The sequence below is a fragment of the Pseudarthrobacter sp. CCNWLW207 genome (genome assembly GCF_037203945.1).
Lineage (GTDB): Bacteria > Actinomycetota > Actinomycetes > Actinomycetales > Micrococcaceae > Arthrobacter.
Genome location: NZ_JBBCBS010000010.1, coordinates 95,475 through 109,487, shown reverse-complemented (window position 1 = coordinate 109,487; position 14,013 = coordinate 95,475). Strand labels below are relative to the sequence as shown.

Annotated in this window: 10 protein-coding genes and 1 pseudogene; 7 read left to right on the top strand and 4 right to left on the bottom strand. The window is 66.2% G+C overall.

The annotated features are described in order from the left end of the window. Positions 1–8: 8 nt before the first annotated feature. Entirely contained in the window at positions 9–845 is an 837-nt protein-coding gene (locus V9L17_RS16995; RefSeq protein ID WP_443198045.1) for an ABC transporter ATP-binding protein, read from the bottom strand. A 425-nt stretch (positions 846–1,270) separates the two neighbouring features. Between V9L17_RS16995 and V9L17_RS16990 the strand changes: the two genes are divergently transcribed. The 3 genes and pseudogenes from V9L17_RS16990 (at position 1,271) to V9L17_RS16980 (ending at position 5,302) form a co-directional block, all read left to right on the top strand. Next, complete coding sequence (locus V9L17_RS16990; protein ID WP_337352248.1) at positions 1,271–3,082, top strand: proline--tRNA ligase; 1,812 nt, start codon at positions 1,271–1,273, stop codon at positions 3,080–3,082. Positions 3,083–3,091: 9 nt separating this feature from the next. Next, on the top strand, positions 3,092–3,892 hold the full coding sequence (locus tag V9L17_RS16985; RefSeq protein ID WP_337347595.1) for a sulfite exporter TauE/SafE family protein: 801 nt from the start codon (positions 3,092–3,094) through the stop codon (positions 3,890–3,892). 9 nt (positions 3,893–3,901) lie between these two features. Beyond that, a pseudogene (locus V9L17_RS16980) lies at positions 3,902–5,302 on the top strand (pyridoxal phosphate-dependent decarboxylase family protein). A gap of 58 nt (positions 5,303–5,360) precedes the next feature. Here the strand turns inward: V9L17_RS16980 and V9L17_RS16975 are convergent. The 3 genes from V9L17_RS16975 to V9L17_RS16965 form a co-directional block, all read right to left on the bottom strand. Next, positions 5,361–6,401 (bottom strand): aminoglycoside phosphotransferase family protein, encoded by a 1,041-nt coding sequence (locus tag V9L17_RS16975; protein ID WP_337347597.1) that lies wholly within the window; start codon positions 6,399–6,401, stop codon positions 5,361–5,363. 85 nt (positions 6,402–6,486) lie between these two features. After that, on the bottom strand, positions 6,487–7,245 hold the full coding sequence (locus V9L17_RS16970) for a VIT1/CCC1 transporter family protein (RefSeq protein ID WP_337347598.1): 759 nt from the start codon (positions 7,243–7,245) through the stop codon (positions 6,487–6,489). A 45-nt stretch (positions 7,246–7,290) separates the two neighbouring features. After that, the gene (locus V9L17_RS16965) at positions 7,291–8,457 is read right to left on the bottom strand and encodes a DUF4439 domain-containing protein (protein WP_337352247.1); all 1,167 of its coding nucleotides are present in this window, start codon (positions 8,455–8,457) and stop codon (positions 7,291–7,293) included. A gap of 106 nt (positions 8,458–8,563) precedes the next feature. Between V9L17_RS16965 and rimP the strand changes: the two genes are divergently transcribed. The 4 genes from rimP to infB all read left to right on the top strand — a co-directional run bounded on the left by rimP (position 8,564) and on the right by infB (position 13,771). Then, on the top strand, positions 8,564–9,178 hold the full coding sequence (gene rimP, locus V9L17_RS16960; RefSeq protein WP_337352246.1) for a ribosome maturation factor RimP: 615 nt from the start codon (positions 8,564–8,566) through the stop codon (positions 9,176–9,178). Next, positions 9,178–10,158, top strand: a complete 981-nt coding sequence (gene nusA, locus V9L17_RS16955; protein ID WP_337347601.1) for a transcription termination factor NusA — start codon at positions 9,178–9,180, stop codon at positions 10,156–10,158. Before rimP ends, nusA begins: the two co-directional genes overlap by 1 nt. Positions 10,159–10,346: 188 nt before the next feature. Continuing rightward, complete coding sequence (locus V9L17_RS16950; protein WP_337347602.1) at positions 10,347–10,709, top strand: YlxR family protein; 363 nt, start codon at positions 10,347–10,349, stop codon at positions 10,707–10,709. A gap of 152 nt (positions 10,710–10,861) precedes the next feature. After that, positions 10,862–13,771, top strand: coding sequence for a translation initiation factor IF-2 (infB, locus tag V9L17_RS16945; RefSeq protein WP_337352245.1), 2,910 nt, complete (start codon positions 10,862–10,864; stop codon positions 13,769–13,771). Positions 13,772–14,013: the final 242 nt, after the last annotated feature.

Genomic DNA, 14,013 nt, shown 5'->3' with positions numbered 1-14,013 from the left:
CAACAGGTTCATGACCGCACCGTCCTTTTCGGGGTTGTGCTGCTTTCCGGGGAGGCTGTGCCGTCGCGGGTGACTGCGACTTCGGTTGCCGCCGTTCCTTCCGCTTCCCGGATCATATGCAGGAACGCCCTCTCAAGGTCTGTGCTGTGACCGCGCCTGCTGAGTTCGGCCGGCGTCAGCTGGGCCAGGAGCCTGCCTTCGCGCAGCAGCAGCAGGGAACCGCAGTGGCTTGCCTCCTCCATCACATGGCTGGAGACCAGGAGCGTGGTCCCCGCCTCCGCCATGGACCGGAAGCGGTCCCAGAGGTCGGCCCGAAGAACAGGGTCAAGGCCCACTGTGGGCTCGTCGAGGACCAGCAGGCGGGGACGGGCAACCAAGGCGCACGCCAGCGAAACCCGGCTGAGCTGGCCGCCGGAGAGGTCGGCTGTTTTTTGCCGTGACTGCTGTTCAAGCCCGACGGCGGCAATTGCCTCGGCGGCATCGCGTCGCCCTTTCCGGTGCATCGCTCCGAAATAGCGGACATTGGCTTCCACGGTCAGGTCCGGATAGACGCTGGGGGACTGGGTTACGTAGCCCACCCGGTGCCGTAGCGACGGATGGCCGGCCGGAAGGCCCAGTACCGTCACGGATCCCGAGCTCAGCCGCTGTACTCCCACGATGGCCCTCATCAGGGTGGTCTTTCCGCTCCCTGACGGCCCCAGCAGGCCGGTGATCCTTCCGGCCGGGATGGCAAAATCCAGGCCCTGAAGGACGGGAATCTTTCCCCGGACCACGTGCAGGGACCTGGTGGCCACCGCGACGTCATCTCCGGGCCTGGCCAGGGCCGCTGCTGCTGAGTGGGACACGACTGCCTCCGGGTGATGGTGACTGTACGCTGGCGAAAATCTATAAATTCACCACTTGATGAATTAAAAATAGACCCCCATTGGAGGGTCGTCAACAACTTCGAATGGAAAAAACCCTTGTCAAGGTGTCGGCGATCACATAAGTTCGATCTAGCTGCGCTGGAGTGTGGGTGGGCGGTCTCACCAGTCCTCACCAGTACCAAGCGTCAACGCCGTGGAGCCACGCCCGGATGCAATGACCAGCCGTTTACGGCCAGGGGCTTTGCATCGCCGGGCGTGGCTCTATCGCGTCCTGGCCGATGACCTGAGTGGCCCGCAAGGAGTCCTGCCGCAGGGGAAGGGCAGGCTTTGCCGGTAGATTAGTACCCAGACGAATTGCCCGGCCCTGCATCCAGCAGCCATTCCCCAGAAACGGATACCGCCCCGTGGTCACAAGACTGTCCCAGCTTTTCCTGCGCACCCTGCGTGAAGATCCCGTCGACGCCGAGGTGGCCAGCCACCGGCTTCTGGTCCGGGCCGGCTACATCCGGCGCGCGGCGCCCGGCATCTACACCTGGCTGCCGCTCGGGCTCAGTGTGCTGCGCAAGGTCGAAGCCGTCATCCGCGAGGAAATGGCGTCGATCGGGGCCCAGGAAGTTCACTTTCCGGCGCTGCTGCCGCGGGAACCCTACGAGGCCACCAACCGCTGGACCGAATACGGTGAGGGCCTGTTCCGGCTCCAGGACCGCAAGGGCGCGGATTACCTGCTGGCACCCACACACGAGGAAATGTTCACGCTCCTGGTCAAGGACCTGTACTCCTCGTACAAGGACCTTCCCCTAAGCCTCTACCAGATCCAGAACAAGTACCGCGACGAGGCGCGCCCCCGCGCGGGTCTGCTGCGCGGACGCGAGTTCATCATGAAGGACTCCTACTCCTTCGACGTGGACGACGCCGGCCTGGACGCGAGCTACATGGCCCACCGTGGCGCCTACCTCAGGATCTTCGAGCGCCTGGGCCTGGAGGTTGTTCCGGTTGCGGCCACCGCGGGCGCCATGGGCGGGTCCAAGAGCGAGGAATTCCTGCACCCCACCGAGATCGGCGAGGACACGTTTGTGCGCTCCGCCGGCGGTTACGCGGCAAACGTGGAGGCAGTCACCACCGTGGTCCCTGAGGACATTGATTTCACGGATGCCCCCGCCGCGGAAGTCCTGGACACCCCGAACACCCCCACGATCGACACGCTGGTTGCCGCCTCCAACGAGCTTGCTCCCCGCAGCGAGGCCGACGGCGGCCCCTGGACGGCCGCCGACACCCTCAAGAACGTTGTCCTGGCAGTCACCCTGCCCACCGGAGAACGCCAGCTTGTGGTTATCGGCCTGCCGGGTGACCGCGGCGTTGACCTGAAGCGCGTGGAAGCCAACATTGGTTCGTTCCTGCCCATCGCAGGCGAGATCGGACTGGAAGCAGCCAACGACGACGACCTCAAGAAGCAGCCCCTCATCGTCAAGGGCTACCTGGGCCCCGGTCTGACCCTGGACGAACCCCTGCTGGGCAGCGAAAGCTCCACCAACCTCCTGTACCTGGTTGATCCCCGCGTTGTCAGCGGCACCGCCTGGATCACCGGAGCCAATGAGGCCGGCAAGCACGTGTACGGCCTCGTCGCAGGACGCGACTTCGGCTGGGACGGCGTGATCGAATGCACCGACGTCCGCGAAGGCGATCCTGCCCCGGACGGCTCCGGCCCGCTGGAGATTGCCCGCGGCATCGAGATGGGCCATATTTTCCAGCTTGGCCGCAAGTATGCCGAAGCCCTTGAACTGAAGGTCCTGGACCAGAACGGCAAGCAGGTAGTGGTCACCATGGGTTCCTACGGCGTGGGCGTCACCCGCGCCGTCGCCGCCCTTGCTGAGTCCAACCATGACGACAAGGGCCTGACCTGGCCCCGCGCCGTCGCTCCCGCGGATGTCCACGTGGTGGCTGTAGGCAAGGGCGAAGAGATCTTCACCGCAGCCGAAAAACTGGCCCTGGATCTTGAGGCCGCAGGCCTGGACGTCATCTATGACGACCGGCCCAAGGTGTCCCCGGGCGTCAAGTTCGGCGATGCCGAACTTGTAGGCGTCCCCACGATCCTGGCTGTTGGCCGCGGCCTGGTGGACGGCGTTGTGGAGATCAAGGACCGCCGCAGCGGCGAAGCGGAGAACGTTGCAGTGGACAAGGCGGTTGACTACGTGGTCACTGCCGTCCGCAACAGCTGACCCGCAGCGTTGATCTCGGGTTTCGAATCGGTCCAGCTCACCACCCTCATTTTGATTGTGGTGGCTGGATTCGCTGCCGGCTGGGTGGATGCAGTTGTTGGCGGCGGGGGACTGATCCAGCTTCCGGCGCTGCTCCTGGTGCCTGGCATTACCCCCGTCCAGGCGCTGGCCACCAACAAGATGGGCTCGATTTTCGGGACCACAACCAGCGCTGTCACCTACTACGGGCGGGTCAAACCGGACCTGAAGACTGCACTGCCCATGGCGGTGATCGCCCTCGGCGGCAGTTTCGGCGGGGCGGTCCTGGCGGCCACCCTGCCGGCAAGCGTGTTCAAGCCCATCATCGTGGTAGCACTTGTCGCCGTCGCGCTTTTTACTGCCCTCAAGCCCAACGTCGGGGACATCACGGTGCTGCGCCACGACGGACACACGCACTACGTGGTGGCGTGCCTGATTGGGGCGGTGATCGGCTTCTACGACGGCCTCATCGGGCCGGGCACCGGCTCGTTCCTGGTCATCGCCCTGGTCTCAGCCATGGGGTACGCCTTCCTGGAAGCCAGTGCCAAGGCGAAGATCGTCAATATGGCCACCAATGCCGGTGCGCTGCTGTTCTTCCTGCCCCACGGCTCCCTGCTCTGGGGCGTCGGGCTGCTGTTGGGCGCGGCCAACATGGCGGGTGGATACCTCGGCGCCCGCACCGCGGTCAGCCAGGGGAGCCGCTTCGTCCGGATCGTCTTCCTGGTGGTGGTAGGTGCCTTGATCATCAAACTCGGCTACGACGTCTGGCAGGAGAACTTCGCGGAGGCGTAGCATGCTCCTATGTCAGCAGGCGCTGGGCAATATTCCGAGGCACTTGAGGCCGCCGCACGCCACGCCCAGGAGTGGCTGGCGAGCCTGCCGGACCGGCACGTTGGTCCGGGCGTGGCAGCCCACGATCTCGTGGACGTCTTCGCCGGACCGTTGCCACAACAGGGCATGCCCGCAGCAGACGTGGTGGACTACCTCGCGCTCAAGGCGGAGCCGGGCCTGATGGCCATGCCGTCCGGCCGCTTTTTTGGTTGGGTGATCGGCGGGACGCTGCCTGCTGCACTGGCGGCCGACTGGCTTGTCAGCGCCTGGGACCAGAACTCCGGCCTGCGTTACGCCACCCCGGCGATAGCGGCCATTTAAGAAGCCGCCGGCCACTGGCTGCTGCAGCTGTTGCACCTGCCCGGGGACGCCGACGTCGGCTTTGCCACCGGTGCCACCATGGCAAACTTCACCGGGTTGGCCGCCGCGAGGTGGCGCCTTATGGCGGACGCCGGCTGGGACCTGGACGCCGACGGCCTGGCGGGCGGACCCCGGATCAGGTGCTTCGTGGGACAGGAGCGTCACGAGACTATTGACCTGGGCCTGCGCTACCTTGGGCTGGGCCGCCCCGCTGAGGTCCCCGCGGACGCCCAAGGCAGGCTGATCCCCGGGGAGTTGGACCGCATGCTGGCCGAAGGTTCCGGACCAGCCCTGGTGTGCCTCCAGGCCGGAAACCTCCACTCGGGCTCTTTCGATCCGTTTGAGGACGCCATCGGCGTTGCCCGGCAGCATGGTGCTTGGGTGCATGTCGATGGTGCCTTCGGGCTGTGGGCCGCGGCGGTACCGGAACTTAGTGACCTCACCAACGGCATGGAGCTCGCCGATTCCTGGGGGACTGACGCACACAAGACCCTGAACGTACCGTATGACTGTGGCATCGCCGTCGTACGGGATTCCAACGCGCTGCGCAGCGCGATGGGGCTGCAGCACACGAGCTACCTGATCCACGACGCCGAAGGTCCGGGTGACCCGTTCGAAAAGGCCCCGGAGCTGTCGCGCCGGGGCCGCGGAGTACCGGTCTGGGCGGCCCTCCGCTCTCTGGGCAGCGACGGCGTGGCCGCGCAGGTCAGGGGCCTGGTGGAGGCGGCTTCCGGGATTGCAGCGGCATTGGCCGCCGTGGACGGCATCGAGGTGCTCAACGATGTTGAGTACACCCAGGTCTCGCTCGCCTTCGGAGATGACGCCACCACGAGGGCGGTGACGGCCCGGGTGATCGAGGACGGCAAGGTCTGGATGTCCGGATCGCGGTGGCAGGGCAGGGACGTCCTGCGTGTGTCAGTGAGCAATTGGAGCACGGACGCGGACGACGTCGGCACCGCGGTTGATGCGGTCACTTCGGCCTTTGCGGCGGTCCGGGCGGCCAAGGCCTGATATCGCCCTACCCCCAAGAGCCACGGTTTTTGTCAAGATCGGGGGACGTGGCCACCGTTTATCCCGCTGCCTCTGGACAAAAACTTCCAGCCTGTCCCGGTTCCGGCAGGGAATGCGCGGGCGGCAACACGTCCAGGGTCCGGCCGGCCAGGGTGCTGGCCACCCACAGCGAGCGTGCCAGGTCCCCTTCGTGGTGCGGGCGGCCGGCGTAGGAGAGGGCGTTCTCCACTTCGCGGGCAACACCCCACTGGCGTGCCACTTCACTGTCCAGGCCAGCTGCCTCGCTGAAGTCACAGCAGCGTTCCCGCAGCCCTGCCTGCGGGTCGCTGCGGGGGAGGTCCTGGATCCGGTTCCAGAGCAACGGTGCCACCGCGAATTCCGGTTCGCCGATCATGGGCTGCGGGTCGATGGCCGCGAAGCCTGGTCTGTCCTGCCATGTGGGACGGGCCAGGATGTTCAGGAAGTGGAAGTCGGTGTGCACCAGCACGTCGTGTCCGGAGCGGCGCCCCACGGCACCGCGGGTCTGGCAGACTTCCAGGGCGGCTTCCAGCAGCCACCGGGGGAACGGCCGGCCCTGCTGCTCCCAGTCCGCGGGCAGGTCGTCGCTCCACTGCTCGGCCCGCCCGGCGATGTGGTCGAACTCGAGCCATTGTGGCCGGTGGTCAGGCTCCAGGCTCAGCTGGCGGAGCAGGCCGCCCCACACGGTTACGGCGTCATCCATCGGGACATCCTGCAGCGAGGTGTCCGCGTCCAGCCGTTCCAGCAGCATGGAGCACGTTCCGGCGTCGGCTTCCAGCAACCGTACGGCGCCGTGCCCCGCCCACAGCTCCAGGGCGTGCCGTTCGACGCGGGCTTCATCATGCGGAAAGGCAACCTTGAGGGCGGCCAGTGTTCCGTCGTTGCGGCGAACCGGGACGACAATTCCGCCGTGTCCGTTCCATGGCACGCCACCGGGAGCCAGGTCGATGCCAAGGTCCCAATGCTCCATCCGGCCGCTCAACAGGGCAGGCAGTGCGGCCAGCCAGGCCCGTCCTGCGCTGTTTCTGCTGTATCTTCTGGCGAGGTCTACGGGGATCGGCACCTGAATCTGCTGGCTCATCGATTCCAGCGTAGTTGACCCAGGCTTCCAGGGGCGGAGATGCCGACGCGTCCTCATCCCGGCACATTGCGCCGGGATGACAGCGTTAGACCATTCCGCTGGCCCCGAGCAGGTTGCCAATGGTGAAAGTTGCCGCCAGGGCCAGCGCTCCGCCCACCACCACCCGGACTGCCGCGCGTGTTTTGGAACCGCCCCCGATCCAGGCTCCCAGCGCGCCGGTCAGGGCAAGTGCCACCAGCACGGTGCCAAAGGTCAGCGGAACCCGGGTCCCCGGCGGCGGCAGGAGGATGGCCAGCATCGGCAGGACCGCGCCGAGCGTGAAGGCCACAGCCGAAGCGAAGGCGGCGTGCCAAGGACTGACGATGTCCTCTTCGTCGATGTTGAGTTCAGCCGAGAGATGCGCTGCAAGGGCATTGTGTTCGGTCAGTTCCACAGCTACCCGGTGGGCGGTTTCGGGGGTGAGGCCCTTGTCCTGGTAAATTGCGGCCAGTTCCGCGAGTTCCTCTTCCGGCTCTTCGGCGAGCTCGCGCCGCTCCTTTTCGATCAGTGCTTTCTGGCTGTCGCTTTGGCTGCTGACGGAGACATACTCACCCAACGCCATGGACACGGCGCCGCCCACCAAGCCGGCAGCGCCCGCTGCCAGGATAGGTCCAGTGTTCGCGGTTGCACCTGCCACGCCCACCACGATGGCGGCTACGGAGACGATGCCGTCGTTGGCGCCCAGCACTCCGGCGCGCAGCCAGTTCAGGCGCTGGGCCACGTCGTTGTCATGAGGCTCGGTTTCGAGGTGGCGCTGCAGGTCCTTCTTGTCCGCCGGAACGCCGGCTGGCTCCTGGGAATCCATAAAATCAGCAAACCACCACTTGGGCCTGCTTGCCAGCATCAGGAATTACGTGGCTGGCTCAGATGTGGTGGGGACGGCGTTCCCGGGCATGTCCGGCAAGGGGGGAAGCTGTGACTCGTCCAGTTCAAGGCCGGGAATGGCTCCCGGGTCCCCGCCCCAAACGATGGTCCGCTTCGCGGCGGACACGAGGGCCGACACCGCCCAGCCACGGGTTGGAGCCGTGCTGAACGCCACAACGTCCCCATAGGCCGGCAGGGTGCCGGACTCAAGGTGTGACAACCCTGCGGCGGGCGCACTCAGGAATGCACTGTCGAGTACGTATCCGGGCGGCGTTGGCGGCACCGCTGCGCAGTGCATGGTGGCGTAGGCCTCAGCCTGCTCGGCGAGGTCCAGGTGTTCCGCCAACAGGGCGGACGCCTGGGCCGCGGCTGCCGGGTCGAGGCGCGTCAGCGCAGCCTGGTAGCCATAGATAGTCTCACGTTCGGAGTCCAGCGCGGCAGTGAGTGCCGAGTCCTCCCCAACACCACCACGATCGTCGTCCCCTTCGCCTGACGGTCCGGAACTGGGGCACTCGGCCGGCGTGCGGGTGGCCTGGCCCGCGGGAGCGTCGGGCTCCTGCCAGCCAGGCAGTTCCTCAGCCGGAATGCCGGCGGAAGCGGCTACGTTCCGGGCCACGAGTAACTGCGCGGCACCGGCGCCGGCGAGGAGGCGGGCCATGCCGCCGTCGGCTTCCAGCGCATCGGTGAGGCGCCTCGCCCCGCTGGCGGACAGGGCCGCCGCGAACTCGGCCGCGGTAGATGGAACGGCCGACGTCGGACCCCCGGGAGAGGCGGTCTGGCCGGCGGAAGAGTCAGGGGAGGCGGCCTGCCCCGCATCTGACCGGGTGGGGGAGGTGGGGGTGTCACCGGGCAGCAGCAGGGTCCGGGCCTGGATGGTCAGCAAAGTCACAACGCGGTCCAGCACTGCGGTATCCTCGGGCGCACCCGCTCCCGCGCCGGCTTCAGTCAGGTCCCTCCCGGCAGCCCGCAGAGCCAGGGTATCGGCCAGTGCAGCAGCCCGGGCACGCTCGGAAAAAGGCGTTTCCGCAGGTGCAGGGGGCTGATGGGGGATGAGGACCATGCCCAGGCTCATCACGAGCAGGGCTGTGAGCGAAAAAACGGCATACCGGAAATACCGCGTTCGGGCGCTGATTTCGGTGCTGTCGGCTTTCACAACAGACCATGTTGTCACGCCGGACGGCAAACCCGGTGCACCACTGCGCCCGGAAAATCGCTAGGCTAGTAGTCACAACATCATCTATCGGGAGGCGGCCGGCATCGTGAGTAATGCAGAAGCCACGACTTCATCAGACCGTACCGGAACGGGTAGGGCTGACGTTGCGCCTGCCTACAATCCGGAAGCTGCCCGGCTTCGGGCCTTACTTGAACCCTCGGTCCAGGCCAACCGCCTGTACCTTGAGGACGTCTCCATCATTCCCGGCTCGCACCGGGTGGTCCACGTGGTGGTGGACCTGCCGCAGGAGGAGACCGGCGGCGTCAATTTGGACGTCATCGCCGATATCTCCAAAGTCCTGTCCGACGTCCTGGACAACGACCCCGGCGATGACGGCCGTCCCTATGACCTTGAAGTTTCCTCTCCCGGCGTGGGCCGGCCCCTGACGGAAGAGCGCCACTGGCACCGGGCCCGGGGGCGCCTGGTCAAGGTCAACGTCATCCAGGGCGATAACGTCACCGGCAGGGTCAAAGCTGTGGACGAATCCGGCGTGACCCTCGTCCCGGAGATCGCCGTCAAAAAGGGTATGAAGCCCAAGCAGGGCGAACCCGTAAAACTTCCTTTCGACAGGATCCGCAACGGAAAAGTCGAGATCGAATTCAGCCACCTCGACGAGGCCGGTCTGGAACCTGAGCACAATGGACCTTCTGAGGAGGCCTGATGGATATTGACATGAGCGCACTGAGACTTCTGGAGCGTGAGCGTGAAATTCCGCTGGACCTCCTGATCCCCACCATTGAGCAGGCGCTCCTGGTGGCCTACCACAAGTCGCCCGGCGCCTTCGAGAAGGCCCGCGCAGAACTGGACCGCAAGAGCGGACACGTGACCATCTGGGCTGTGGAGATCGACGACGACGGTGCCCCCATCGGCGAGTTCGAGGACACTCCGGCAGGGTTCGGCCGCATTGCGGCAAGCACGGCACGGCAGATCATCCTGCAGCGCCTCCGGGACGTCGAGGACGACGCCGTCCTGGGCGAGTTCAAGGGCCGCGAGGGTGAACTCGTTGCCGGGCTGATCCAGCAGGGCAACAATCCGCACATGATCCAGGTCAACCTGGGCACGGTGGAAGCGCTGCTCCCGCCGCCCGAGCAGGTGCCGGGGGAGAAGTACACCCACGGCAACCGGCTCCGCGCCCTGGTTATCGACGTCCACCGCGGCACTAAGGGCCCGTCCGTCACACTGTCCCGGTCGCACCCGGGCCTTGTCCGGAAGCTCTTCGAACTGGAGGTGCCGGAAATCGCCGACAGGTCCGTGGAGATCGTTGCACTGGCCCGCGAAGCCGGCCACCGCACCAAGATCGCCGTCAAGGCCAACACCCCTGGCATCAACGCCAAAGGTGCGTGCATCGGTGAAATGGGCTCACGCGTGCGGGCGGTCATGACTGAACTGAACGACGAGAAGATCGATATCGTCGATTTCAGCGAGGACCCAGCGACCTTCATTGCCAGCGCCCTGTCCCCGTCGCGTGTGAATTCCGTCACGATCATCGACGAAGCCACCCGTTCGGCCCGGGTTGTCGTCCCGGACTACCAGCTGTCGCTGGCCATTGGCAAAGAGGGCCAAAACGCCCGCCTGGCAGCAAAGCTGACCGGCTGGCGGATCGACATCGTCTCTGACGCCGCGTCGCCGCGCGAAAACTGAACCTGACCAGGTCCGGCAGCCGACGGCGCATACCCTCCGTCGGCACGCCGGTTTCCGGCAGAATGGCCCCGAGGGGCTAGAATAGACAATGACCGCGCCTAACGGCCGGTATTCGTGCGCTCTTGCGTGCCCTCCCTGCAGTTTGCTGTGGCGGGCTGGCATGGGCTGGCAGCTAGTACGTCAGGAAGATGCTCACCGTGGCAGAAGTGCTTCACAGCGAGAATCAACCGCAGCGTACCTGCATCGGATGCCGGAAGAAGGGTCCGCGGTCGGAGCTCCTCCGGCTCGTGGCTGATGCCAGCGGTTCGTCCGCTGTCATAGTCGATGAACGACGCCGGATGGCTGGCCGGGGTGCATGGCTGCACCCCAGCGAATCGTGCCTGGCCCTGGCGGTCAAGCGGCGAGCATTCGGACGTGCCCTTAACGGCGCGACCGGGACCGCCGACGTCGAACGCCGGATCAAGGCAGGCGCGGGCGCTGAAGGCCCGCTGCGGTTACCTCCGGTAGCTGCAGCAACAACCGTCCAACCTGAAAGCGGGTCAGAAAACTGATGGAAACCCGATGAGTTCCCAGCGATGAGTGCGCAACGATGACAACTTTGTTGCGCTCTGCAATGGGCCCTGCAGCCGCAGCCGCGGTGAGGGTCCGCAGTAAGAAGTAGACGGTTCGTGCCTGGCTCGGTGCGGACCGAGACAGGAGAAATGTGGCCAAGGTCCGCGTACACGAGCTCGCTAAAGAGCTCGGTATTACTTCCAAAGATGCAGTGACAAAACTGCAGGAACTGGGCGAATTCGTTCGCTCCGCCTCTTCCACCATTGAGGCCCCGGTGGTGCGGAAACTCCGCAACGCCTACCCCGACGCCGCGGCTAAGGCCGCAGCTCCGGCAGCCGCGCCCAAGGCGCCTGCCCCGTCGGCAGAATCACGTCCGGCAGCACCTGCTCCGGGTCCAGCAGCCCCCAAAGCTCCGGCGCCTGCCGCTGCAGCGCCCGCAGCCCCGGCTGCGCCCGTTGCCGCTTCTGCAGCTCCGGCTGCACCAGCCCCGACTGCTTCGGCTCCGACTGGTTCGGCTCCGGCAGCAAGCGCTCCGTCCACCGGAGCCAAGCCCGGCGCCCGTCCCGCCCCCAAGGCAGAGACTCCGGCAGCACCCACCCGCTCAGGCGGAGCTGCACAGGGCGGCTCTGCGCCGCGTCCCGGCGGCCCCCGTCCGGGCAACAACCCGTTCGCCACGTCCCAGGGCATGCCCCGCGGCCGCGGCGATGGTGAGCGCGCTCCGCGTCCGGGTAACAACCCGTTCGCTACCTCCCAGGGCATGCCCCGCGCCGGTGGCCGTACCGACGGCGAACGCCCCGGTGGTCCCCGTCCGGCAGCCGGTGCCGGTGGCCCCCGTCCCGGTGGTCCGCGTCCGGCAGCCGGTGCGGGCGGTCCCCGTCCCGCAGCAGGTGCCGGTGGCCCGCGACCCGGGGCACCGCGTCCCGGTGGTGCCGGTGGAAACCGTCCTACTCCGGGCATGATGCCTAACCGCACTGAGCGTCCCGCACCGGCTGGTGCAGGCCGTCCGGGTGCCGGTGGCCGTGGTCCGGGACGTCCGGGTGGCGCTCCAGGTACCGGTGCTCCCGGTGCCGGTGGCGGCGCTCCGGCCGGCGGCGGCTTTGGCAAGGGTGGCCGCGGACGCGGTGGCACCCAGGGTGCTTTCGGTAAGGGCGGCGCAGGCCGTGGCAAGCAGCGCAAGTCGAAGCGTGCCAAGCGCCAGGAACTTGAGCAGATGAGTGCCCCGTCGCTGGGTGGCGTGAGCGTACCCCGCGGCGATGGCAACACCGTAGTGCGGCTCCGCCGCGGTTCGTCCATCACGGACTTTGCCGACAAGATCGAGGCAAACCCCGCAGCGCTGGTCACCGTTCTCTTCCACCTGGGCGAAATGGCCACGGCCACCCAGTCACTGGATGAGGAAACCTTCGCACTGCTCGGCGAGGAGCTTGGCTACAAGCTCCAGGTTGTGTCGCCGGAGGATGAGGAGCGCGAGCTGCTCTCCACCTTCGACATCGACTTCGAAGCAGAGCTGGAAGCCGAAGGCGACGAAGACCTCGAGGCACGTCCTCCGGTTGTCACCGTCATGGGCCACGTTGACCACGGTAAGACCCGCCTGCTCGACGCCATCCGCAAGTCGGACGTCATGGCCGGCGAACACGGTGGCATCACGCAGCACATCGGTGCTTACCAGGTCACGCACAACCACGAAGGCACCGATCGCAAGATCACCTTCATTGATACTCCGGGCCACGAGGCGTTCACCGCCATGCGTGCCCGTGGTGCCAAGGTCACTGACATCGCCATCCTGGTGGTCGCAGCGGACGACGGCGTAATGCCGCAGACCGTTGAAGCCCTCAACCACGCACAGGCAGCGAATGTGCCGATCGTGGTGGCCGTGAACAAGATCGACAAGGAAGGCGCCAACCCGGACAAGGTCCGCGGCCAGCTGACCGAGTACGGCCTGGTTCCCGAAGAATACGGTGGCGACACCATGTTCGTGGAGGTCTCTGCCCGCCAGAACCTCAACATCGACGAGCTGCTCGAGGCCGTCCTGCTCACCGCAGACGCCGCCCTGGACATGCGCGCCAACCCGAACAAGGACGCACGCGGTATCGCGATCGAAGCCAACCTGGACAAGGGCCGCGGTTCCGTTGCCACCGTCCTGGTGCAGTCCGGTTCCCTGCGCGTCGGCGACACTATCGTGGCCGGTACGGCCCACGGCCGCGTCCGCGCCATGTTCGACGACGACGGCAGCGCCCTGACCGAGGCCGGCCCGTCCCGCCCCGTACAGGTCCTGGGTCTGTCCAACGTGCCGCGCGCCGGCGACACCTTCTTCGTGACCGCTGACGAGCGCACCGCACGCCAGATCGCCGAGAAGCGTGAAGCAGCCGACCGCAACGCTGCACTGGCCAAGCGCCGCAAGCGCATCAGCCTGGAAGACTTCGACCAGGCTGTGGCCGACGGCAAGATCGACACCCTCAACCTCATCCTCAAGGGTGACGTGTCCGGTGCCGTGGAAGCCCTGGAAGACGCCCTGCTCAAGATCGACGTCGGCGAAGGCGTGCAGCTGCGCGTCATCCACCGCGGCGTTGGTGCCATCACGCAGAACGACGTCAACCTGGCGACGGTCGACAGCGCCGTCATCATTGGCTTCAACGTCAAGCCTGCCGAGCGTGTTGCCGAACTGGCAGACCGCGAAGGCGTGGACATGCGCTTCTACTCCGTCATCTACTCGGCAATCGATGACATCGAGATGGCCCTTAAGGGCATGCTCAAGCCGGAGTACGAAGAGGTCCAGCTGGGCACCGCCGAGGTCCGCGAAGTATTCCGTTCCTCCAAGTTCGGCAACATCGCAGGTTCCATCGTTCGCTCGGGCATCATCCGACGCAACACGAAGGCACGCATCAGCCGCGACGGCAAGATCATCGGCGACAACCTCACCGTTGAGACGCTCAAGCGCTTCAAGGACGACGCCACCGAGGTCCGTACGGACTTCGAGTGTGGTATCGGTCTTGGCTCGTTCAACGACATCACCGAAGGCGACATCATTGAGACCTTCGAGATGCGCGAGAAGCCGCGCGTCTAGTCGTCTGAGCTTTACAGGGTCGGGGTCGTTGGGTTTTCCCGGCGGCCCCGCCCCTTCGCCGGACGGCTGGCGATCTGCGATCGCCAGCCGCCCGGCTCCGACAGGCCCGATGCCACTCCCAGGCCGCCGGAAAAACCCAACGCGGGTCCGTCGTAGGCTCGCCTGAGGCGCGTGGCATCCAAACTAAACGTGCGACGCAGCCGCCAAGCCGCCGTCGTACATCCAAATTTTTAGGAGTTGTT

Coding starts and splice junctions, on each gene's coding strand:
- V9L17_RS16975 (WP_337347597.1), bottom strand. CDS start 6,401: ATGAGCCAGCAGATTCAGGTGCCGATCCCCGTAGACCTCGCCAGAAGA.
- V9L17_RS16970 (WP_337347598.1), bottom strand. CDS start 7,245: ATGGATTCCCAGGAGCCAGCCGGCGTTCCGGCGGACAAGAAGGACCTG.
- nusA (WP_337347601.1), top strand. CDS start 9,178: ATGGATATTGACATGAGCGCACTGAGACTTCTGGAGCGTGAGCGTGAA.
- V9L17_RS16950 (WP_337347602.1), top strand. CDS start 10,347: ATGCTCACCGTGGCAGAAGTGCTTCACAGCGAGAATCAACCGCAGCGT.